The organism is uncultured Sphingopyxis sp., from assembly GCF_900078365.1.
Classification (GTDB): Bacteria; Pseudomonadota; Alphaproteobacteria; order Sphingomonadales; family Sphingomonadaceae; genus Sphingopyxis.
Genome location: NZ_LT598653.1, coordinates 3502466 through 3524602, shown reverse-complemented (window position 1 = coordinate 3524602; position 22137 = coordinate 3502466). Strand labels below are relative to the sequence as shown.

General features: G+C 66.4%; 24 protein-coding genes. 7 read left to right on the top strand and 17 right to left on the bottom strand.

Annotated elements, in window-relative coordinates:
- Window positions 1-2: 2 nt before the first annotated feature.
- Window positions 3-506 (bottom strand): diaminobutyrate acetyltransferase, encoded by a 504-nt coding sequence (gene ectA, locus QZL87_RS16440; protein ID WP_295321480.1) that lies wholly within the window; start codon window positions 504-506, stop codon window positions 3-5.
- A gap of 278 nt (window positions 507-784) precedes the next feature.
- Here ectA and QZL87_RS16435 point away from each other — a divergent pair, with 278 nt between their 5' ends.
- On the top strand, window positions 785-1264 hold the full coding sequence (locus QZL87_RS16435) for a MarR family transcriptional regulator (RefSeq protein ID WP_295321479.1): 480 nt from the start codon (window positions 785-787) through the stop codon (window positions 1262-1264).
- Here the strand turns inward: QZL87_RS16435 and QZL87_RS16430 are convergent.
- The gene (locus tag QZL87_RS16430; RefSeq protein WP_295321478.1) at window positions 1261-1803 is read right to left on the bottom strand and encodes a winged helix-turn-helix transcriptional regulator; all 543 of its coding nucleotides are present in this window, start codon (window positions 1801-1803) and stop codon (window positions 1261-1263) included. The genes QZL87_RS16435 and QZL87_RS16430 overlap by 4 nt on opposite strands.
- Before the next feature lie 109 nt (window positions 1804-1912).
- On the opposite strand from QZL87_RS16430, the gene QZL87_RS16425 reads away from it, so the two are divergent.
- The 3 genes from QZL87_RS16425 to QZL87_RS16415 are packed head-to-tail and all read left to right on the top strand — an operon-like array spanning window position 1913 to window position 2765.
- Complete coding sequence (locus QZL87_RS16425) at window positions 1913-2287, top strand: VOC family protein (protein ID WP_295321477.1); 375 nt, start codon at window positions 1913-1915, stop codon at window positions 2285-2287.
- Between the two features lie 14 nt (window positions 2288-2301).
- Window positions 2302-2460, top strand: a complete 159-nt coding sequence (locus QZL87_RS16420; protein ID WP_295321476.1) for a hypothetical protein — start codon at window positions 2302-2304, stop codon at window positions 2458-2460.
- A 14-nt stretch (window positions 2461-2474) separates the two neighbouring features.
- A complete protein-coding gene (locus QZL87_RS16415; RefSeq protein WP_295321475.1) occupies window positions 2475-2765 on the top strand; it encodes a hypothetical protein in 291 nt (96 codons plus the stop codon).
- Window positions 2766-2995: 230 nt separating this feature from the next.
- Here QZL87_RS16415 and QZL87_RS16410 read toward each other — a convergent pair whose 3' ends face one another.
- The 14 genes from QZL87_RS16410 to secB all read right to left on the bottom strand — a co-directional run bounded on the left by QZL87_RS16410 (window position 2996) and on the right by secB (window position 17934).
- The gene (locus tag QZL87_RS16410; RefSeq protein ID WP_295321474.1) at window positions 2996-5389 is read right to left on the bottom strand and encodes a TonB-dependent receptor; all 2394 of its coding nucleotides are present in this window, start codon (window positions 5387-5389) and stop codon (window positions 2996-2998) included.
- 245 nt (window positions 5390-5634) lie between these two features.
- Window positions 5635-6993, bottom strand: coding sequence for an ammonium transporter (locus tag QZL87_RS16405; protein WP_295321473.1), 1359 nt, complete (start codon window positions 6991-6993; stop codon window positions 5635-5637).
- 17 nt (window positions 6994-7010) lie between these two features.
- Window positions 7011-7349 carry a P-II family nitrogen regulator gene (locus QZL87_RS16400; protein WP_033074080.1) on the bottom strand — a complete coding sequence of 113 codons (339 nt, stop codon included), beginning with the start codon at window positions 7347-7349 and terminating at the stop codon, window positions 7011-7013.
- Between the two features lie 201 nt (window positions 7350-7550).
- Complete coding sequence (locus QZL87_RS16395) at window positions 7551-8252, bottom strand: endonuclease/exonuclease/phosphatase family protein (protein WP_295321472.1); 702 nt, start codon at window positions 8250-8252, stop codon at window positions 7551-7553.
- Window positions 8253-8380: 128 nt separating this feature from the next.
- On the bottom strand, window positions 8381-8593 hold the full coding sequence (locus QZL87_RS16390) for a DUF2007 domain-containing protein (RefSeq protein ID WP_295321471.1): 213 nt from the start codon (window positions 8591-8593) through the stop codon (window positions 8381-8383).
- A complete protein-coding gene (locus QZL87_RS16385) occupies window positions 8593-9159 on the bottom strand; it encodes a pyridoxamine 5'-phosphate oxidase family protein (protein ID WP_295321470.1) in 567 nt (188 codons plus the stop codon). Before QZL87_RS16385 ends, QZL87_RS16390 begins: the two co-directional genes overlap by 1 nt.
- A 28-nt stretch (window positions 9160-9187) precedes the next feature.
- On the bottom strand, window positions 9188-9754 hold the full coding sequence (locus QZL87_RS16380; RefSeq protein WP_295321469.1) for a DUF924 family protein: 567 nt from the start codon (window positions 9752-9754) through the stop codon (window positions 9188-9190).
- A gap of 137 nt (window positions 9755-9891) precedes the next feature.
- Window positions 9892-10293, bottom strand: a complete 402-nt coding sequence (locus QZL87_RS16375; RefSeq protein WP_295321468.1) for a hypothetical protein — start codon at window positions 10291-10293, stop codon at window positions 9892-9894.
- Window positions 10294-10374: 81 nt separating this feature from the next.
- Window positions 10375-11610 (bottom strand): hypothetical protein, encoded by a 1236-nt coding sequence (locus tag QZL87_RS16370; protein WP_295321467.1) that lies wholly within the window; start codon window positions 11608-11610, stop codon window positions 10375-10377.
- A 135-nt stretch (window positions 11611-11745) separates the two neighbouring features.
- Entirely contained in the window at window positions 11746-13188 is a 1443-nt protein-coding gene (gene tldD / locus QZL87_RS16365) for a metalloprotease TldD (RefSeq protein WP_295321466.1), read from the bottom strand.
- A 425-nt stretch (window positions 13189-13613) separates the two neighbouring features.
- Entirely contained in the window at window positions 13614-14306 is a 693-nt protein-coding gene (locus QZL87_RS16360) for a DUF4136 domain-containing protein (protein WP_295321465.1), read from the bottom strand.
- Between the two features lie 276 nt (window positions 14307-14582).
- Complete coding sequence (trpS, locus tag QZL87_RS16355; RefSeq protein ID WP_295321464.1) at window positions 14583-15590, bottom strand: tryptophan--tRNA ligase; 1008 nt, start codon at window positions 15588-15590, stop codon at window positions 14583-14585.
- Between the two features lie 20 nt (window positions 15591-15610).
- Window positions 15611-17188, bottom strand: coding sequence for a murein biosynthesis integral membrane protein MurJ (gene murJ / locus QZL87_RS16350; protein ID WP_295321463.1), 1578 nt, complete (start codon window positions 17186-17188; stop codon window positions 15611-15613).
- A gap of 230 nt (window positions 17189-17418) precedes the next feature.
- Window positions 17419-17934, bottom strand: coding sequence for a protein-export chaperone SecB (secB, locus tag QZL87_RS16345; protein ID WP_295321462.1), 516 nt, complete (start codon window positions 17932-17934; stop codon window positions 17419-17421).
- 241 nt (window positions 17935-18175) lie between these two features.
- Here secB and QZL87_RS16340 point away from each other — a divergent pair, with 241 nt between their 5' ends.
- From QZL87_RS16340 to QZL87_RS16330, 3 genes are read left to right on the top strand one after another with little or no spacing between them, the layout of a single operon-like run.
- Complete coding sequence (locus QZL87_RS16340) at window positions 18176-18838, top strand: Tim44/TimA family putative adaptor protein (protein WP_295321461.1); 663 nt, start codon at window positions 18176-18178, stop codon at window positions 18836-18838.
- Window positions 18839-18842: 4 nt separating this feature from the next.
- Window positions 18843-20201, top strand: a complete 1359-nt coding sequence (locus tag QZL87_RS16335) for a murein transglycosylase A (RefSeq protein ID WP_362987769.1) — start codon at window positions 18843-18845, stop codon at window positions 20199-20201.
- 7 nt (window positions 20202-20208) lie between these two features.
- Window positions 20209-20784, top strand: a complete 576-nt coding sequence (locus QZL87_RS16330; RefSeq protein WP_295321460.1) for a Smr/MutS family protein — start codon at window positions 20209-20211, stop codon at window positions 20782-20784.
- Window positions 20785-20961: 177 nt separating this feature from the next.
- Here QZL87_RS16330 and dapE read toward each other — a convergent pair whose 3' ends face one another.
- The gene (gene dapE / locus QZL87_RS16325) at window positions 20962-22098 is read right to left on the bottom strand and encodes a succinyl-diaminopimelate desuccinylase (protein WP_295321459.1); all 1137 of its coding nucleotides are present in this window, start codon (window positions 22096-22098) and stop codon (window positions 20962-20964) included.
- Window positions 22099-22137 lie beyond the last annotated feature (39 nt).

Genomic DNA, 22137 nt, shown 5'->3' with positions numbered 1-22137 from the left:
GTCTATCCCTGTTCTGCGTCTATCTTCGTGCGGTCGACCGGCCCGATCCGGGCCAGATATTCGGTGGCGTGGGCGCCCGCGAAATGGGTTTCGCGCTCGAACAGCGCGCTGCGTTCCAGTTCGGCGTCCCATTTGCGGGCAAGGCCGCGGAACAGCCCCCATGACGCCTGATTGTCGGCGGTGATCGTGGTGATCATGTGGGTCACGCCGTCTTGTGCCGGCCTCGTGAGCAGCTCCGCGATCATGCGGCTCGCAAGTTGCTTTCCGCGTCCCTCGCTGGAGACGGCGACCTGCCACACGAAAAACGCCGTTGGATCCGATGGCGGGCGATAGCCCGACACCCAGCCGACGATCCGTCCCGCCTTCTCGGCGATGACGCAATGGTCGGCGAAATGTTCGCACTGGAGCAGGTTGCAATAGCGGGAATTGCGATCGAGCGGCGGGCACGCCGCAATCAAGGCGGTGACGGCGGGGCCGTCCGCCGCGATGGGTCGGCGGAACCGCACATCGGCATCTGTGGCCGGAATCGCGTCAAAATCTTTCCCTGGAGGCAATGACTCTTCGTCTTTTTGCCGATCTAGTATCTTTCATCTCCTGAAATAAATTTCGGATTTTGGTGGCCTGGAAGGGCCATGATTCGCGCAAAATATAAGGATTGAGGCCGATCGTTCAACCCGCCGCCCCAATTTTATTTCATATATCGAAATATACGACATTGCCGTGTCACGGGCGGCGGCAGGGATAATGCGTTGGCGCGCACGGGACGGACGGCTAACAGGATGGCATGGAGTCCGAGATTGCGAATGCGACGTTGAAGGCCTTGCGGCGCGTCCTGCGCGCGACCGACGGCGGCACCCGCCGGCTTGCCGTGGCAACGGGGCTGACGCCGTCGCAATTGCTGGTGCTGCGCGAGATCGACGCGGGCGAGGCGGTGACCCCGGGCCTGATCGCGCGGCGGCTGCAGTTCAGCCACGCGACGATCACGGCGATCGTCGATCGCCTGGTCGCCCTCGATCTCGCGTCGCGGTCGCGAAGCGATCAGGACAAGCGCCGCGTGCTGCTGGAGGCGACCGCGAAAGGGCGCCGCTGCCTCGCCGAGGCGCCCGACATGCTGCAGGAAATATTCGCGGACCGCTTTGCCGCGCTCCCCGCATGGGAACAGGCGATGCTGCTGGCGGGTGCCGAGCGCCTGGCCGATTTGCTCGGCGCGGGCGACATGGACGCGGCGCCGCTGCTCGATGCTGGGGCGATCGACCGGGCTTAGGGTCTCGATCCCAAAAGACAGGCCTCCGCCAGCGTCCGCCCTCGTCCCGTCAGACCATAGCGGCTCGCCGGCGGGCGCATATCGAGCAGCTCGCGCGATACCAGCCCATGCTTGCTGAGTGCGCTCAGTCCCTGCGACAGCGCGCGCGGCGTTGCGGGGGCGAGCAGGCGCGCGAGCGCGTTGAAGCGGTCGTGCCCCGCGCCGATGCCGGCCACGAGCGGCAGGCCCCAGCGCGTCGCGGCGCCGGGGGGCAGGCCGAGCGCGCTCTGCGCTTCCGCGATCGTCGCGGCGCGCGCGGCGGCGGCCGCGCCCTCTTGGGTCAGGATATATTCGGGGCGGAGCGGGTGGCCGTGACCAGGGTTGCGCCGCACCCAGCCGATCGCCTGCGCGGACTCGAGCGTACGCGCGCAACTGTCGCGCGCGAGGCCGAGCCGGTGGATCAGCTCGACGAAGCGCGCGCCCTTGTGCGCCGCCAGATCGGCAAGCAGCGGTATCAGCCAGCGATGGGCGCCAAGCTGAACGAGCAGCGGATCGGGCATGGTTGACGGCATTTGCAACTAACTATACAAACCAGACTATCGAGGCAAGCGATATGGCGCGGGCGATTCTTCGTTGCGGCGGATCGCTTCGTGAAGAGGGAGACATCGCATGGCGTTGCAGATCGGATCCGAACTCACCTGTTCGATGGGGGTGAAGGACATGACCGCGGCGATCGCCTGGTACGAGCGGGTGATGCTGTGCGAACTGCTTTATCGCGCCGACGAGATCGGCTGGTGCGAGCTCAAGACCCCGATGGCGGGGGTCCATATCGGGCTGAGCGAGGTGGAGAGCGTGGGACAGGGCGGCGGTGCGACCAATGTCTTCGAGGTCGCCGACATCGAGGAAGCCAAGGCGCACCTCGATGCCGAAGGCGTAAGGCAGGACGGCGGCATCCAGCATATCCCGGGGCTGGTGAAACTGCTCACCTTCTACGATCCCGATGGCAATGCCTTCATGTTCTCGCAGTCCGAAATGGCGCCATGACGCCGTTCGGGTGGATGGCTGCGGCGCTCTTTGCGTCCGCGGCGCCCGCCGCCGAAGCACCGGCGCTGACCGCCTGGCACGGAAGCTGGGCCGGCGAGGGCGAGGCGTTCGGCAAGGAGGCGATCGCGACGCTCGAGATCGCCCCGGGCGAGAGGATGGCGCGACGACGCTGACCTATCGGCTGAGCGTGGCAGGAACGCCGCCTTTCGCCTACTCCGCCGCGGCGAGCTGTCGCTTCGATGCGAAGGGGCGGCTGCGCGGGAAATGGATCGACAGCACTGGCCGGACGCGCGCCATCGCGGGCGGAGCGAATGCGGCGAAATGGTGGACGCATTGGGGCGCCGCCGATGTCGAGATCGGCCGCTCGACCTATGTCCTCGATGCGGATGGAGGGCTCGTCGTCAGCGATTCGGTGCTGGAAGAGGACGGCAGCTGGCGCAGCTTTGCCGTGCTGCGCTACAAGCGCAAAAACCCCTGAAAACCGCCGATTTCTGACGGAAACCCTGTTGCGCACAAAAAAAGAGGGCCGGGACTTGCGTCCCGGCCCAGCCTTTCAGGCTCTCCCCTCCTGAAACTGTTGACCCAATGAATGCCATATTAATGTCATGTTGGAAAGGCAAAAATTGCGGCCATGCTGCACAAATTTCATGCAGCATTTCAGGGCGAAAAAGGGGCGGGAGCACAGCGCACCCGGCCCCTTCCCGCTCCTCAGAACCCCTTTCGCACCGTAACGCCGAAGGTGCGCGGCTGGTTCGTCGCGAAGCCGAGCCGCGCCCGCCCGCCGCGCTCGCGGTCGAAGGCGAGCAGCGCATTCTCGTCGAACAGATTGTTCACATAGACCGAGACTTCGAGCTCGTTCGGGAACTCGATTCCGGCGCCGAGATTGACCAGCTGATAATCGGGAAGCTTGAGGTCGAGCGTCGTCGCCGAGCCGACCGGCGCGCCGCCGAAGGTGAAGCCGTGGACGAAGGTCCGCGGGTTGTTCTCCTGATCGCCCGGCTGCGTATAGCGGCTGCCGACATGCTGGAAGGAGGCGGTGACGAAGGCGTTGGTGTCCGACGACGGGTCGATCGGAAAGCTGTAGGTCGCGTTCGCCGCCATCTGGAACTTCGGCACCGAGGGCAGGCGGTTGCCGTTGCGGATGCCCTCGATCACCGTGCCGTCGGGGCGGGTCAGCGTCGAGTCGAACTCGGCCTCGACATAGCTTCCCGACAGACCGAGATCGAACCCGGTGAAGGGGCTCGCCGATAGCTCGAATTCGAGCCCCATCGTGTGCGCGTCGGCGTTGAACACGATGCGTGACGAACAGCTTCCGGCATCGGCGGTGACCTGCAGATTGTTGATCTTGGTATAAAAGCCCGCGGCGTTGAAGGTGATGCCGCCGAACTGGGCCTTCACCCCGCCCTCATAGTTCCACAGCGTTTCGTCGTCGTAGCGCGGCCGCCCGCCGAAGGTCTCGGCATCGGGGCCGTTCGGCACGCCGCCGTCGCAGAGCGGCAGGTTCAAGGGATCGTTGACGCCGCCGAGGCGGAAGCCCTTCGACGCCTGCGCGTTGAGCGTGATGCCGTCGGCGACGTCGTAGCTCAAGAGCAGGCGCGGCGAAAAACCGGTCGATGAGGTCTTGTCGCGGTCATTATCGCCGTTCGTGAACAGCCCGCCCGATACGAAACGCCGCGTTTCGTCGAAGGCGTAATAGCGGCCGCCGACCGTCGCGGTGAGACGCTCGGTGAAATCATAGCTGACCTCGCCGAAGATCGCGATTTGCGACAGGTCATAGGGGATGTCGGCATTGTAGGGCGAATTGGGGCCGAAGCCGTTCGCCACTGCCGCAGAGGTTCCGTCGCCGAGCGTCGCATCGGTGACGGCATCGTAGCCCGGTGTCGGTAGGCGCTGCGTATAGTCGCGCTTCACATTCGCGTAATAGCCGCCGATCAGCCACTGGAAGGGGCCGCTGCCCGCCGAATTGACGCGCACTTCCTGCGTGAACTGCTTGACCCCGGTGGTGTCGACGAGGTTCGACGGGAGCAGGATGCCCGCGTCGGGGAAGCCGAGGTCGGCCGATACGCTGCCGGTGAGCGCGCTCGCGTCGCGGCTGACGAGAATGTCGCGGTCGGTATAGGTCGTGACCGAGGTCACGCCGATGACGTCGCCGGCATAGTTCATCGTGAGGTCGAACAGCTTGACCTCGTCCTCGAACGCCTCGTCGAGCAGCAGATATTGCTGGCGCTCCTCGAAGCTCACCTGCGGGCGGGTCGTCGTGAACTGGTTGGCGTAGAGGTTATAGACTTCCTGCCGGTTGAAACCGTCGGTCGTGACCTTCTGATAGAGGAAGCGCGGGGTGATCGAGAGATTCTCGGCGGGTTCCCAGCGGAGCGACACGCGCCCGCCATAGCGCTCGCCGTCGTTGACATCCTCGCTCTCGCCGCCGCCTTCGCGCAGCGCGTTGATGAAGCCGCCATAGCGCGTGTAATAGCCGACCGCGCGCATCGCGAGATTGGAGCTCAAGGGCAGGTTGATCGCGCCCTTCAAATGACCGCCGAAATCGTCGCCATCGACGAGGTTCACATTGCCCTCGACCTTGCCCTCGACGCGGTCGGTGGTCGGCTGGTTGGTGATATAGCGCAGCGTGCCGCCGACCGATCCCGAGCCGAAGAGCGTGCCCTGCGGTCCGCGCAGCGTCTCGACGCGGTTCAGATCGAACAGGTCGAGGTCGGGCGTGAAGAGCGAGAGCGAGATGACCGATTCGTCGAGATAGACGCCGACCTGTTCCTTGACGCCCGGCTGGTCGCGCGCGATCTGGCCTGCCGAAACGCCGCGCACCGACACCTGGCTCTGTCCGGGCCCGAGATTCTGGACGGTCAGGCCCGCGACGTTGCGCGACAGATCCTCGATCGTGCTCGCGTTGGCGCGCTCGATCGCCTGCTCGGTCTGGGCGTTGATCGAAAAGGGAACGTCCTGAAGGCTCGCGTCGCGCTTGGTCGCGGTGACGATGATCTCGTTGCCGTCATAGCTGCCCGATGGCGCGTCCTGCGCCGCCGCGGGGGCGGTCGCGGCGAGCGCGAGCAGCGACAGGCCGCCCAGCATGTGGGACCGTATAAGCATCCTTTTTTCTCCTCCTGTAAGCCGGTTCTTCGACCAGCCTGGCAGAGGAGTGCGCCTGCGGACCAAAAGTTGCACGAAACGCGGGAGGCGCAAAAATTGGCCGGAAGCTGTTGCCTCGCGGCCACAGTATAAAAAGAGGCCGGGACCCGTGTCCCGGCCAGTGGTTCGCAGGAGGAACCCCGTGAGGACCCCGCCGCCGCCGTTTGAAAGGAGAGAGAGCGTGCGGCGACGGGTGTCCTGTCTCGTCAATAGTTATAGGCGCGCTCGCCATGCTCGCCGAGGTCGAGGCCTTCGCGTTCGACCTCTTCGGTGACGCGCCCGCCGGTGATTGCCTTGGCGATCGTGAAGGCGATGGCCGAACCGGCCGCCGACCAGGCGACGGCGACGAGCACCGACTTGATCTGGATGCCGAGCTGCGCGCCGAGGACATAGTCGTCGCCCGCCGGACCGCCGAGCGCGGGCAGCATGGTGACCGCGGTCAGCACCGAGCCGATCAGGCCGCCGATGCCGTGGATGCCGAACACGTCGAGCGAATCGTCGAAGCCGAGCTTCGGTTTGATCTTCATCACGAACCAGCAGCAGACGATACCGGCGATCGCGCCGAGCAGGATCGCGCCGAACGGGCCCGAATTGCCCGCGGCGGGCGTGACCGCGACGAGGCCGGCGATCGCGCCCGAGCAGGCGCCGAGCAGCGAGCCCTTGTGACCGAGGGCGCGCTCGGTGAGCATCCAGAAGAGGACGCCGGCGGCGGTGGCGGTGAAGGTGTTGATCAGCGCAAGACCGGCCGAACCATTGGCCTCAAGCGCCGAGCCGGCGTTGAAGCCGAACCAGCCCACCCACAGGAGGCCGGTGCCGATCAGCGTCATGGTCAGCGAGTGCGGCGCCATGATGTCCTTCTGATAGCCGCTCCGCTTGCCGATGATGAAGCCGCCGACCAGCGCCGCGATGCCCGCGTTGATGTGGACGACGGTGCCGCCCGCGAAGTCGAGCGCCCCCCAGCCGAAGATCAGGCCGGTCGAGGCATCGTCACCGCCGAGATACCAGACCATGTGCGCGATCGGATAATAGACGATGGTCAGCCAGACGATCGCGAAGACCATCACCGCCGAGAATTTCATTCGCTCGACGAGCCCGCCGAGCACGAGCGCGACGGTGATCGCCGAAAAGGTCATCTGGAATGCGATGAAGACGAATTCGGGGATGACGACGCCGTCGGTGAAGGTCGCGACGGTCGAATCGGCGGTGACGCCGGCGAGGAAATATTTGCCCGACGAGATGAACTGGTTGGCGTCGCCGCCGAAGGCGAGGCCATAGCCGTAGATGACCCACAGGATCATCGCGAGCGCCGCTACGGCAAGCACCTGCGTCAGCACCGAGGCCATGTTTTTCGTGCGGACGAGGCCGCCGTAGAAAAGCGCGAGGCCGGGAACGATCATCGCCATGACGAGCACCGTTGCGACCATCATCCACGCGGTATCACCCTTGTCGGGAACCGGGTCGGCAGCCGGCGCGGCGGCGGCTTCTTGCGCCCAGGCGGGCAGCGCGGCGAACAGCGCGAGGCCCGCGGCCCCGGCGCCCGCCGCAATCTTGTTTGCGAACTTCATTGCTTCCCCCTTTGTCATTACAAAGCTGCCTCGCCGGTTTCGCCCGTGCGGATGCGCACGGCCTGACCGACGTCGAGCACGAAAATCTTGCCGTCGCCGATCGAACCGGTGCCGGCGCTTTGCTGCAGCGTCTCGACGACCCTTGCGGCGAGCGCGTCGTCGCAGACGAGTTCGATCTTCACCTTCGGCACCATGTTGGTCGCATATTCGGCGCCGCGGTAGATTTCGGTCTGCCCCTTTTGCCGGCCGAAGCCCTTGACCTCGGTCACGGTCATGCCGGCGATGCCGAGCCCGGTGAGTGCTTCGCGCACCTCGTCGAGCTTGAATGGTTTGATGATTGCCAGGATCAGCTTCATGACGCCCCCTTTTGCTAATGGCACCATGTTGCACTGCAACGGCCGTGCCAGATTACGGCGGGGCGGCGAAAGTTGACATTTTGTGACGGCTTGAGCGTCATGGACGCACCGGATCGTGCGTTTGGTGGGCAGGCGAGGCAGGGGATTGCCTAATTTTTGGGCAGCATTGTTCCCCTCCCGCTTGCGGGAGGGGGTAACCGTTTATTCGGAAGCCCTGGTGAACCGCGCCCAGATAGGCAAGTGATCGGACGCGCGCGCTGCGAGCGCGCTGCGGTGGACGCCCGCCTCGACCGCTTCGAGGTCGGGGGTCGCGAAAATCCGGTCGAGCTTCGCGACCGGGCGGCGGCTGTGGAAGCTGTGGCCGGTGTCGACGAGGCGATGCTGCGCGCCGAAATCGGCAAGGCAGCCGCCGGTCGCGCGCCATTCGTTGCAGTCGCCCATCAGGATGGTCGGCAAGGGCTCGCCCTCGGCGACATGGTTCAGGATCGCGCGCGCCTGCTGGCGGCGGCGCAGTCCCGAAATATCGAGGTGCATGCCGACGACGCGCAGCCGCGTATCGCCGATGCGCACCGTCGCCGCGACGGCGCCGCGCGGTTCGAGCGTCGGCAGGTGGAGCGCATGGCTTTCCTCGACCTCCGCCCCCTTGCGGACGAGCAGCGCATTGCCGTGCCAGCCGATCGCATAGGGGCGGCCGCTCAAGAGGTCGACGGGGACATAGTCGCTATGGTCCGCGAACATGTGCGGCGGGATCGCGCTCGCGCGGGTGCCGAAACGCCGGTCGGCTTCCTGCAGCGCGACGATGTCGGCGTCGAGTTCGCCGAGCACCGAAAGCACCCGGCCGGGATCGCGGCGGCGGTCGAGCCCGATGCCCTTGCGCATATTGTAGCTGGCGACTTTTATCATGGAAGAGTTTGGCACTACCCTCTTTGCCGTTCGTGCTGAGCTTGTCGAAGCACCGTCCTCTCTCCCTTCAAAAGGAAAAACGGTCCTTCGACAAGCTCAGGACGAACGGAAGAGGGATAGGGTTGCGCCTAATTGGCCTCGAACTCGGTCATCAGCGCGCGTGCTTCGTCCAGATCCTCGTCGAGCACCATCACGCGCACCGGAATGAGCAGCCCTACGCTTTCGGCGATATTCATGCCCGCGTCGAAACAGACCGCATGGACGCCCGCGCTTTCGAGCCGGCCGCGCAGCAATTCGGCTTCGGCCCCATTGGGCAGGCGGACGAGTTCGACGAGCGGCATCAGGCGGTCTCTCCGGCAATGAAACGGTCGGTCGGCCGCGTCGGCAGGCCGTCGATGCTCTGCGTGCGCTCCTTGAATTTCTCGACCCACAGGGCGCGGTCGGCCTGGCGGTGATATTTCTGCAGCGTGTCGCGCTCGTGCTGCAATTCCATCATCGGCACGCCCCAGCCGCAGCTCGTCTGCACGCTCGTCACGTCGATCACGAAAATCTGGCGCGTGCCGGGAAGCAGCGTGAAATGGACCGCGAGCGCGTCCCATTCCTCGTCCTGCGGCAATATCGGACGGCCGCGACCGTAGATGCGCAGGATCAGCGCGCTGCGGTCGAAGGCGCAGAACATGATCGTGATGCGTCCGTCGGCGGCAAGATGCGCGTGGGTTTCGTTGCCCGAGCCGCCGAGGTCGAGATAGGCGACTTGGGCTTGTGACAGGACGCGGAAGCTGTCGGCATAGCCTTTGGGCGACAGATTGATCCGGCCGTCGGCGGCGGCGGTCGCGGTGAAGAAGACGGGCTGCTTCGCGATGAAGGCGATATGCTTGTCGGTCAGCGTATCGGTGAATTCGGCCATGGCTGCTCTCCGGTTCGCGCCCGCCCTATCACCAATTCTTGCCCTCTTCTATCGCCGCTTCCTCGTCGGCACGGGTCGCGCGGCCGAGTGCTTCGTTGCGGTGCGGGAAGCGACCGAAGCGGTCGACGATATCGAAATGTTTCTGCGCATAATCCTGGAACATCGGATCGTCGAACGCCGCGAACAGGCGCAGCGATTCGCGCTGGTCCGCGAGATCCTCGCTGTGCTGAAAGGGCAGGCAGGCGAACTGGCGGCGCTCGTCGGGCCAATCCTCGTGCCAGCCGCGCGCGACGATGCCGCGCGCGATCGCGCGGGCAAGGCTGTCGGTCGCGAAGGCGTCGGCGTGGCCGCGATAGATGTTGCGCGGCACCTGGTCGAACAGGATCGTCGCCGCGAGCGCGGTGTCGGGATCGGTCAGGAAAGCCTCGGCGGGCTGCGAGCGGAGGACTTCGTGCCAGCCCTCGGCTAGCTCGCGGACCTCGGCGTCGAAATCGGGGCCGCCGCCGTACCAGTCGTCCATGCCATGGTCGTCGAACCAGAAGGCGAGCAATTGCTGCGCCCAGTCGGCGGGGGGAACATTTTCATTTTCAGCCAAAATCTTCGTTCCCTGTAAAACGTCATCCCGGCGCAGGCCGGGATCTCGACCTCGCGTTATCCCGCACCGGCGAGATCCCGGCCTGCGCCGGGATGACGAATGTAACCGGGATCGAACGGCGCGCAACCGCGCTGGATTCAATCCGCCTTCGCTTTCCGATAGGGAACGAATTCGCCGAGCGAGACGAAGCCGCTATACATATGGCTCGTCCGGTCGTGCAGTTCGAGCGTGTCGATGCTGCACAGCTGGCTGCCCGTCGTCTTGAGGACGAGAATATCGTCGTCGTCGAGCGATTCGGCGCCGCCTTTCGGCCGGTTGACCCAATAGGTGCTTCCGACCTTGTAGACGATCGCGGTCCTGTCGATGATCTGCGAACTGCGCGCGGTCGACAGCGGGATACAGTCCTGGGGCTCGCCCGCGACGCGGCCTTCGAGCAGCTTGGCAAGTTCGGCTTCGGGTTCGAGCTTTTCGCGCGCGGTGGCGGCGGGAGCGGCGGCTATGGCCGCCACGGCAATGAGCGCCGGGATGAGGTGACGCATGGTTCGACTCCTGTCTTCATCATAGCCTACCCGGCGCTTTTTTACGCGTTCATGCGTGAACAGGGGCTGACTCGCCCCTTGTCAGCAGGCTCCATCGGGAAGCGGGATGCCGAACGGGCCCTTGCACTTCTTTTTCTTCGGCTTTTCGGCGGAGGCCTCTTCTCCGCCCGCCCTGCCGCCCCTGCCGCCGAAATCGGCGCCGATCATCAGCATCGTGTGCGAGCGGAAGCGCACTTTCGCGGTCCAGTCGATGTTCCACACCGCCTTGCCGGCGGGCTTCGGCGGATAGGAGAAATTGGCTTCGGGCCCGAAGGCGTTGAGATTGCCGAACATCATCTCGCCCGATGCCTGCTTGACCTCGGCGGGGATCTGGCAGCTTGTCTGCGACGGCGGCATCACGATCCTTTGCGCGACCAGTTTCGCGACCGTCGCGGGCGGCAGCCAGTCCCAGAGGCCGCCGCCGAATTCGCGGGCGTTGCTGCTCGTCCACCACACCATGTCGCCGCCCGCGCCGCCACGGTCCATCCCGCCGAAGGCCCAGGCGACATAGCCCGTCGCGCCCTGGGGCTGGTTCCACCGGACCATCACCGACCCGTCGCCCTGCGGCGCGGTCGAGGCGGTCAGCGCGGGCATATAATCCTGCGCCAGCGTGAAATTGATTTCCGGCCCGGCATTGCTCGCGATGCGGTGCGCGCCGAGCAGCGAGCTGTCCTTCGGCACCGCCTTCGACGACTTGCCGTTCGGCCAGCCGGCGTAGGAGGCGCTGTTCGACGCCATCACCTCGCGGATGCGCGGGACGGTCGAGGTGAAAAGATTCGGCGGCATCTGTCCGGCGGCGACCTTCGCGAAATCGATCACCACGGGCTGCCCCGGCCCGGCCTTGGCGCCGCAGCCCCAGAACAGCAGCAGACGGCCCTTGGGCCGCTCGAAATTGCCGGGCATCTCGTTGCCGTCCTCGCGCGGGCGGGGCTTGCCGGGCTCGGGCCCCCAGAGCGGCAGCGACACGCCGAGCTTCGCCTGCGGCTGGAGATAATGGTCGCCGCGGACGGGCGGCTGTGTCGGGGGCTGGTTCGACCCCAGCCGCAGTTCGATCGTGCGCGCGACCTGATTGTCGGGACCGCCGCCGAACATCATCCCCATCACCCCGCCGACGCCGGGCTTGCGCCCGCCCGCGGCCATGGCGGCAAAGCCCGACGCGGTCGCGACGTCCATTTCATAGCGTTCCTTGGGGCCGGTGGTCCTTTGCGCCGACCCCGGAACGGCGGCGAGCATCGCGGCGATGGCCGCCGCGGAAACGAAACGCAGACTCGAACGCATAAATCCCTCCCTGTTGCGGAGAATGCCCCCGCGGATGATGCGACCGATTCTTGTTTCTGTTTGACCTTGCTATATGCGCGCGAAGGGGGTTCGCCAAGTGAGCGGGATCACAGCGGCAAAACGAAGGTGGCGCAGCTACGCCGTCCCGCCCACCGTCAGCCCGCTGACGAGCAAAGTCGGCTGGCCGACCCCCGCGGGGACGCTTTGGCCCGCCTTGCCGCAGATACCGATGCCCTCGTCGATCGCCATGTCGTCCCCGATGCCGGTGACCTTCGTCAGCACGCTCGGCCCGTCGCCGATCAGCGTCGCGCCCTTGATCGAGTCGCCCAATTTGCCATTCTCGATCTTGTACGCCTCGGTGCAGGAGAAGACGAACTTGCCCGACACGATGTCGACCTGGCCGCCGCCGAAGCTTTTGGCGAAGATGCCGTTCTTGACGCGCGACAGCAGTTCGGCGGGATCGTCGCCTCCGCCGCGCATGAAGGTGTTGGTCATCCGCGGCATCGGCGCGTGCGCGAAACTCTCGCGGCGCCCGTTGCCGGTGGGTTCGACCCCCATCAGGCGCGCGTTGAGGCGGTCCTGCATATAGCCCTTCAATATGCCGTCCTCGATCAGCACCGTCTCGCCGGTGGGCGTGCCTTCGTCGTCGATGCTGAGCGAGCCGCGGCGGCCGCCGCCGACCGGGCTATCCATCGCGCCGTCGTCGACCACCGTGACGCCCGGCGCCGCGACGCGTTCGCCGATCCGGCCCGAAAAGGCGCTGGTGCCCTTGCGGTTGAAATCGCCTTCGAGCCCATGGCCGACGGCTTCGTGGAGCAGCACGCCGGGCCAGCCGGGGCCGAGCAGCACGGTGAACTCGCCGGCGGGGGCGTCGACCGCGCGCAGGTTGACGAGCGCCTGGTCCAGCGCCGCGTCGATCGCGCGGTTCCACTGCGCCTCCTCGAACAGATGATCGTACATATAGCGGCCGCCGAGGCCGAAATAGCCGCTCTCGCGCCGCCCGTTCTCCTCGACGACGATCGAGACGTTCAAACGGACGAGTGGGCGGATGTCGGTCGCGAGGAAGCCGTCGGCGCGGACGATCTCGACCACCGACCAGCTCCCCGCGAGCGCGACCGATACCTGGACGACGCGCGGATCGCGCGCGCGGGCGGCGGCATCGACCTTCTGGCAAAGCTCGACCTTCTTCGCGAAGGGGACGAGGTCGAGCGGATTCGCCTCGTCATAGAGGTGGCGGTTGGTGCGCGGCGGCGGGCCGGCGGGGGCCTGCGTCGCGGGATCGAGCAAGGCGAGCGTCTCGGCGGCGCGGCGGATCGCGCCGGCGCTGATGTCGCTGGCGTGTGCAAAGCCCGTCATCTCGCCCGACACGGCGCGCAGGCCAAAGCCGGCGTCGGTCGAATAATCGGCGGTCTTGAGACGGCCGTCGTCGAAGCCGAAGCTCTCGGTCGCGCGATATTGCAGGTAAAGCTCGCCATCGTCGGCCTTCGCCAGGGCTTCGCGCGCGAGCTTCTGCGCCAGATCGGGGTCGAGCGCATCGGCGCGATAGAGGAAGCGGCGGGGATCGGTGGGGCTTGTCATTGCGCCGATATAGGGGCGCGGGTCATCCGCGCAAAGGCTAGTTCGTCGTGGGCCGATTGTCCGGGGGCGCTCGGATGTCGGCTTTGGGATGGGAAGTTGCCTTTCCCCACATTCGTCATTCCCGCGAAAGCGGGAACCCAGTGCAGGATCAGCCTACGCGCGCTCTGGGTCCCCGCTTTCGCGGGGGTGACGATGTAAGAGGCTGCAATCGGCCGGTCTCAGGCATTCGTCATCCCGGACTTGATCCGGGATCCATTCTTTCCACGCTGCGTGAATGGACCCCGGATCAAGTCCGGGGTGACGATGAAACATAGGTCCGCTACCGGCCGAAAGCGGCCGCAAGCCGACGATAGCTGTATTCAAACTAAAATGGCTCGCCGTCCTTCCGGATGGCGGGCCATTCGTTTTTCCGACCTTTAAATCGCTCAGCCCTTTTCGGGCGGTGCGACCGTGATCCGTACCCGCTCGCCCGAATTGCCCGGGAAGCCGGTGAACATCGCCTCGACGAGGTTGGGGACGAGCGTTTGCAGATTATTGTCGCGCGACTGCGCCTCGGCGTGACCTTCGAACAGCCGCGAGCCGTCGGCGGCGCGGTCGATCTCCAGCTTGAGGCCGCTGGTGTAGACGGTGTAGCTCGACACGTCGTTATAGCCCCAGCCGGGTCCGAAACCGCCCCACAGGAAGGGGTCGCGATAGCCATAGACATAGCGGCGCCCGCCGCGCCCCGTGACGATCACGGGGCGATAAAAGCCGCGCCCGTACCAGCCGCCGCCGTACCAGGGATCGCCGAAGCCGGGGCTCGACACGACGCGCTCGCGGCCCTTGTCGACGCCATAATCCATGCGGACGATCAGGTCGGCGCGTTCGCCGTTCGCCGCGGGGCGATAACCATAGCGCGTCAACTCACCCGCGACGATATTGGCATATTGGCCGAACTCGATGCCGCCCTGCAGCGCGGGATCGCTCGCCTCGACGACGAAGCTCTGGCCCTGCGGGGCGGGAAGCTGCGACTGGAAGCGCGCGACATCGGCCTTGAACGGCGTCGCGCAGCCAGCCAGCGCCAGCGCCGCGCCCGTCATGGCGGCAAGGCCCAGCCGCCGGAAGTTGATCTTGCTCATCGTCTTGGCTCCGTGATTCGGGTGCGCGGTCATGCCGCGCCTTCATACCATAGACTATGCCGACGCGACTTAACCTTGGTTGAACCCGTTTCGTCGCACGGACGTTCCAGACCCTGATATGGGGAAAGGAAACACAAAAACAAGAAATTCCGCTTGCCAAACAGCGCTCGAACGGGCGCGACGTTAGAGCGTGATCGGGCTAGACAGAAACACCGCCTTCTAATCTCGTCATCCCGGCCTTCGCCGGGTGACGATTCAGTCAAAAATGATCAGCGGCTAGCGGCAGAGCCCCAATGCGGCATAGGCCGCGTCGAGCGTCGGCTTGGCGAGCGCGCGTGCCTTTTCGGCACCCTTGTCGAGGATCGCGTCGAGCGCCGCGGCATCGTCCTTCAGCGCGACGAAGCGCGCGTTGATCGGCGCGAGTTTTTCGATCAGCAGTTCGCCGAGCGCGGGCTTGAACGCCCCGAACCCTTGCCCCGCATGGTCGCGCAGCACCGCATCGACGCTCGTGTCGGCGAGCGCGGCATAGATGCCGACAAGGTTGCGCGCCTCGGGGCGTCCTTCGAGCCCCGCGGCTTCGGACGGCAGCACCTCGGGATCGGTCTTCGCCTTGCGGACCTTTTGCATCATCGTGTCGGCGTCGTCGGTCAGGTTGATGCGGCTCATGTCCGACGGGTCGGACTTCGACATTTTCGCGGCGCCGTCGCGCAGGCTCATGATGCGCGCCATGCCCGCCGGGATGATCGGCTCGGGCAGCGTGAACACCGGCTTGTCCTCGCTGGCATAGTCGTTGTTGAACTTCTGCGCGACGTCGCGCGCCAGCTCGAGATGCTGCTTCTGGTCCTCGCCCACGGGAACGTGCGTCGTCTGATAGAGCAGCACGTCGGCCGCCTGCAGCACGGGATAGGTATAGAGCGCCGCCGACGCGCTTTCGCGATTCTTGCCCGACTTGTCCTTGAACTGCGTCATGCGGTTGAGCCAGCCGAGCCGTGCGGTGCCGTTCAGCAGCCATTGCAGTTCGGCATGCGCCGGAACGCGCGCCTGGTTGAAGAGGATCGAGCGGTCGGTGTCGATCCCGCACGCGACGAGCGCGGCGGTCATCGCGCGCGTGTTGGCGGTGAGCTCGGCGGGGATGTGCGGCATCGAGATCGCGTGCAGATCGGCGAGGAAATAGAGCTTGTCGCCCGCCATCTCGTCCTGCATGCGCACCCAGTTGCGGATCGCGCCCAGATAATTGCCGAGGTGCAAATTTCCGGTGGGCTGGATGCCCGATAGCGTCCGCATGTCGATAATCCCGTCTGAATCTAAAGTTTGCGCCGGCGCAGCTGGCCGACGGTGTCGCGATTGACCACGCCGAACAGGAAGGCGCAACCAAAGAATATGATCGCCCCCGTCGCCACCAGCGCGCCGAGCGCGGCGATCCGTTCGAACACCCCGCCGATGAAGGCGTCGCCCGCCAAGGGAATCGCATAATAGAGCGCCGCCGCCATCGCCGCCGCGGCGAGGATGATGCGCGCGATTCGTCCCGCCACCTGGCCGGTGAGACGGAAGAGCCCCTTGCGGTGCAGGATCGCATAGAGCATCGCGACGTTGCACCAGGCGGCGATCGAGCCCGCCAGCGCGAGCCCGACGATGCCGAGCCGCGGGATCAGCAGCAGGTTGAGCGCGATGTTGACCGCCAGCGAAATCGCCGCGGTCCATACCGGCGTGCGCGTATCCTTGCGTGCGAAGAAATTGGGGACGAGCACCTTGACCAGCACATAGGCGGGCAGTCCGACGACGAGCCCGCCGACGACCGCGCCGGTCGCGAGCCCGTCGGCGACGCTATATTGCCCGCCGACGTAGAAGGCGCTGGTGATCGCGGGCCCCGCGACGAACAAGGCGACCGCAGCGGGAACGGTGAGCAGCATCGCCAGCTCGACCGCATTGCTCTGCAGACGCGAGGCGCCGTCGCGATCGTCCTGCGCGACGAAGCGCGACAGCGCGGGCAGGATCGCAGTGCCGAGCGCGATGCCGATGATCCCGAGCGGCAGCTGGTTGAGCCGGTCGGCCATCGCGAGATAGGTGATGCTCTTGTCGGGCAGCGTCGCGATGAAGAAAAGGTCGATGAAGCGGCTGATCTGATAGACGCCGGCGCCGAACACCGCGGGCAGGATCAGCACCCCCATCTCGCGCACATCGGCGGAAAGGCGGGGGCGGCGGAGCGCGGGGCGAAACCCCGACCGCCGGATCCAGAAGTAGAGCCAGCCGAGCTGGAACAGGCCCGAAAGCGAAACCGAGATCGCGAGATAGAGCCCGGTCGCGGCCTTGGACGCTTCGCTGCTGTCGCCAGTGAACAGGCCGAGCAGCAGCGCGCCGATCAGGCAGATGTTGAGCAGGATCGGCGCGGCGGCGGCGGCCGCGAAGCGCGACAGGCTGTTGAGGATCGCCGCGAACAAGGTCGCGACGCTCATGAAAGCGAGGTAGGGAAAGGCGATGCGCGCCATCAGGACGGCGAGGTCGAAGGTTTCGCCGTCGGCCTGCAGCGCGTCGCTCGCGAACAGCCCCATCACCCACGGCATCACGATCAGCAGCAGCGCCGAAAAGACGATCAGGATCGGGATCAGCACCGCGAGCACCGCGTCGGCGAAGGCGCGCGCTTCGCCGTGATCGCCCTCTTTCGTCATCCGCTGGTTGAACAGCGGGATGAAGGCGGCGGCGAACGCGCCCTCGGCGAACAGGCGGCGGAAGATATTGGGCAGCTGAAAGGCGAGCTGCCAGGCGTCGGCGACGCCGCCCGCGCCGAGAATGCGGCTGAGCAGCATGTCGCGCGCGAAGCCGAAAATGCGGCTGACCATCGTCAGCCCGCCGATCGTTCCCACGCTTTTGACGAGGCTGCTCACTCTAAAGCCCCTCCCCTTCAGGAGTGTCAGGTCGGTCATGCCCCCGGCATGACCTAAACCGTCCGGGGGACGGTTTACCTGACACTGGGTTGGGGTGGGGGCTGTCGAGGTTGCGCAAGGCCGATGGCCCCCACCCCGCTCGACTAAGGCCCGGCTGCGCCGGACCAAGTCTCACTGCCCCTCCCCTAAAGTGGAGGGGGTGATTCATGATCGCCCCATATAGCAGTTAATCAGGCCTGGCCGACCGCGACTTCGCCGGCCGCTTCGGCCTGCGCCGCCTGCACCTGCTGCGCGAACAGGCCGTGGAAATCGATCGGCTCGAGCAGCAGCGGCGGGAAGCCGCCGTCCTGCACCGCATCGGCGACGACGCGGCGCGCGAAGGGGAAGAGGATGCGCGGCGCTTCGGCGAGGAAGAAGGGCTGCAACTGGTCGTCGGGGACGTTGCGGACGCCGAACAGGCCGGCATATTTGAGGTCGATCACGAAGCTCGTGCCCTGCTCGGTCTTCGAGGTGACGTCGATTTTCAGCGTCACTTCGTACAGATTCTCGCCGACATTGTCGGCGGCGATGTTGAACTGCACGTCGATCTGCGGCGCTTCCTGCCACTGATAGACGGCGGGCGCGTTCGGGTTCTCGAACGACAGGTCCTTCACATATTGCGAGATCAGGCCGATCGCCGGGCTCGTGTCTTCGCCGTTCGGCTGCAGGGCGGGGTTGTTGAGGTCGGGGCTCGTCTCGTCGGCCATGGTGGAAGGCGCTTTCACTGAAAAAGATGGACAATATCCGCATCCGCGCATCCGTGTCGGAACCGCGGCGGACGGTTGCCGCGGCGCTTAGCAGCGCCCGGCGGCAAGCACAATGGGGGCGGACCCCAAGGGCGAATCGTTGACCTGCCGCTCGCCAGCAGCCATGGTCATTTGAAACCGGGCCCCGTATCGCCTATGTATCAGCCAAGATGTTTCGCTTTTCCGCATTGGACTTTTGCCCGTGACCGCTTTTTCGATCGTCCTGCTCGCCATGATCGCCGCTTTCCTCGGAATGCGGCTCTACTCGGTGCTCGGCAAGCGCACGGGGCATGAGCAGGAACCTGTGCTGCCGCGCGAGCGCGCCGCCACGGCGCCGGTCCGCCTCGACGAGGGCGACAGCGCGTCGGCCGCGGCGCCCGCGCCCGCCGACACATCGGGCCTGGTCTATGAGCCCGCCGCCGAGGCCGGGCTGCGCCAGCTGCTCGCGACCGACCGCAATTTCGACGCCGGCCGCTTCATGGAAGGCGCCGAGGCGGCGTATCGCATGATCCTCGAGGCTTATTGGAAGGGCGACCGCGACACGCTGCGCGACCTGTGCGACGACGACAGCTACGAAGCCTTCGTCGAAGCGATCGCGGCACGCGAGGCGCGGGGCGAAACGCTCGACAACCGCCTGATCGGTATCGATTCGGCCAAGATCACCGCGGTCGAGATGAGCCGCGGCGAAGCGCGCGTCACCGTGCGCTACCATGCCGACATCAGCGCGGTGACGCGCGATGCGGAAGGCAAGCTGATCGCCGGGTCGATGAGCGACGCAGCGCAAGCCGACGACCTTTGGACCTTCCGCCGCCAGATCGGCAGCAACGACCCCAATTGGGTGCTCGACGAAGCCGAATCGGCCTGATTCCGTGATATTGACGGCGGGGGCGCCGCGCGCGCGGACTTTCGGATTCGCGCTGCTCGCTGCCCTGCCGCTGCTGGCTGCCCTGCCGCTGCTGGCGGGCTGCGCTTCGGTCGTTCCTGGGGAGGGCGGCAGCCGCCCGGCGACCGTCGCTCCCGCGCCAGCGCGTCCGCTCGGCACCCCGCGCCCCTATGTGCCGCGTCCGTCCGAGCGCCCCGGCGCCGCCGCGCAGCCGATCCCCGCTACCCCGCTTGCACCGCTTCCCGCCGCCGTGCCCCCCCCCGCCGACGCGACGACCGCCGTCGCCAGCGGCGTGATCGCGGGCCCCGATTTCGCGACGCTCGGCGTGACCGCCGAACAGGCGGCGGCCGCGCTCGCCGCCTTCCGCATCAGCTGCCCTTCGGTCCAGCGGCGCACCGATACGAGCGGGCTGACGCAGGGCGCCGACTGGACCGAAAGCTGCGGCGCGGCGAAGAACTGGACGGACAAGGACGCGCTCGCCTTCTTCACCCGCTATTTCGGCACGGTGCAGATCGGCGCGGGCACCGCCTTCGTCACCGGCTATTACGAACCCGAAATCGCCGCATCGCGTGACCGGCGGCCGGGCTACGACGTCCCCATCTATCGCCGCCCCGCCGATCTCGTCGAAGTCGACCTCGGGCAGTTCGCCGACGATTTGAAGGGGCGCAAGATCCGCGGCCGCGTCGAGGACGGCAAATTCGTCCGCTATTACGACCGCCTGGCGATCGAGAGCGGCGCGCTCGAAGGACGCGGGCTCGAAATCGCCTGGGCCGCCGACGCGGCCGAATTCTTCTTCCTGCAGGTGCAGGGCTCGGGCCGCCTGCGCCTGCCCGATGGCGGCATCATGCGCATCGGCTACGACACGCAGAACGGCCGCTCCTATGTCGGTATCGGCAAGCTGCTGCTCGACCGCGGCGAACTCCAGCGCGGGCAGGTGTCGATGCAGGGCATCCTCGACTATCTGCGCGCCGACCCGGTGCGCGGCGCGGCGGTGATGAACGAGAATCCGAGCTGGGTGTTCTTCCGCGAACTCACCGGCCCCGGTCCGCTCGGCGCTTTGGGCGTTCCGATAACCGGCCGCGCGAGCGTCGCCGCCGATCCCAAATATGTGCCGCTCGGCGCCCCCGTCTTCCTCTCGCTCGACCGGGCCGAGCCAAATGGGCTTTGGATCGCGCAGGATACCGGCGGCGCGATCAAGGGCGCCAACCGCTTCGACAGCTTCTGGGGCGCGGGTGAAGCGGCGCGCGCGCTCGCGGGCGGCATGGCGGCGCGCGGGTCGGCTTTGCTTCTGCTTCCGCGCGCGAGCGTCGCGCGGCTGATTCCGCCCCCGCTCCCGGCGCAGTGAGGCGGTAATGCCACGGCGCCTTGCTCCCGAAGAAAGCGCGTTGTGGAAAAAGGTCGCAGCGACGGTGACGCCGCTGCCCAAGGCGAAGGCGCCGCTTGCGCCCGCGTCGCCGCCGACCGTCAGGCCGCCCAAGCCGACGCCGCAGAGCGCCGCTGCTCCCGCTGCCGCGCCGCGCGCCGCGCCGGCGAAGCTGCCGCCGCCGCGCCGCACGCATCAGACCGCAACGCTCGACGGTCATTGGGACCGCCGCCTCCGCAAGGGGCTCGTCCGCCCTGACATGAGCATCGACCTGCACGGCCACACGCTCGCCTCGGCGCAGGCGCTGCTCGATGACGCGATCGGCCGCGCGTTGCTGCGCGGCGCGCGCGTGTTGCTCGTCGTTGCAGGAAGGCTGCGTCCGGGGGCCGATCGCCTGCCGCAAATGCACGGCGACCCGCGCCCGCGCGGCGCGATCCGCGCCTCGCTGCCCGACTGGCTCGCCTTTTCTCCCCATGCCGACCAGATCGTCGCGCTCCGCCCCGCGCATGTGAGCCACGGCGGTGCGGGCGCCGTCTATGTGATCCTGCGGCGGGGGCGGGAGTAAGGACATTTCGCACGAAGCCACAAAGCCACAAAGAGATTTTTCTCACATCCGTTCGTGCTGAGCTTGTCGAAGCACCGTCCTTCTTCCAGCATCCAAAAGAAAGAACAGCCCTTCGACAAGCTCAGGGCGAACGGGGGCTGGGGACTCTTTGTGACTTTGTGGCTTCGTGCGAGCCAATCAATCGAGCAAAGCCCGCATCAATATCCCGCGATAGATGGCGGTCAGCGTGCGCAGATCCGCCACCGCCACGGCCTCATCGAGCTTGTGCATCGTCGCATTGGTCAGCCCGAATTCGACCACCGGGCAGAGCGCGTGGAGAAAGCGCGCGTCCGACGTGCCGCCGGTCGTCGACATTTCGGGGCGGAGGTCGGTTTCGGCATGGATCGCCTCGGCGACGAGTTCGGACAACTCGCCCGGCGGAGTCAGGAAAGCCTCACCCGAAATCTTGCCGAGCACTTTCGCATTCGGTTCAACCTCATGCGCGATCCGCTCGATCATCGCGACGAGGTCGGCGCCCTTGTGCGCATCGTTGAAGCGGATCGAGAGCCGCGCGCGCGCCGAGGCGGGGATGACGTTGGTCGCGCCGTTGCCGACTTCGACGTCGGTGAATTCGATGTTCGACGGCTGGAACCAGTCGTTGCCTTCGTCGAGCGTCACCGCGTCGATCGCCGCCAATATCTTCACCAGCTTGGGGATCGGATTGTCGGCGAGGTGCGGATAGGCGACATGGCCCTGCGTTCCGGGCACGTCGATCCAGATATTGACCGAGCCGCGCCGCCCGATCTTCACCATGTCGCCGAGCCGGCCCACCGACGTCGGCTCGCCGACGACGATCATGTCGGGCTTCACGCCGCGGGCGTCCATATGCTCCATCAGCGCGCGCGTGCCGAAGATCGCGGGGCCTTCCTCGTCGCCGGTGATGATCAGGCTGATCGTGCCCGCGTCGGCGGGCGTCGCGGCGGCGGCGGCGACGAAGGCCGCGATCGCCCCCTTCATGTCGACCGCGCCGCGGCCATAGAGCAGATCGCCGCGCACTTCGGGCGCGAAGGCATCGCCGGTCCAGCCGACGCCCGGCGGCACGACGTCGAGGTGCCCGGCAAAGCCGAAATGTTTCGGCCCTTTTCCTTCGCGCACCGCGAGCAGATTCTCGACCGGCCCGTCGGGCTCGATCCCGTCGATGAACCGCTCGACGGTAAAGCCCAGCGGCGTCAGCGCGGCCTCGATCGCGTCGAACACGGCGCCGGTGGCGGGGGTGACGCTCGGCGCGGCGATCAGCGTCTTGGCGAGTTCGACGGGGTCGATGGCATGGGTCATGCCGCCCCCTTACTCCTTCGCTCGCGTGCAAGTCGAGGC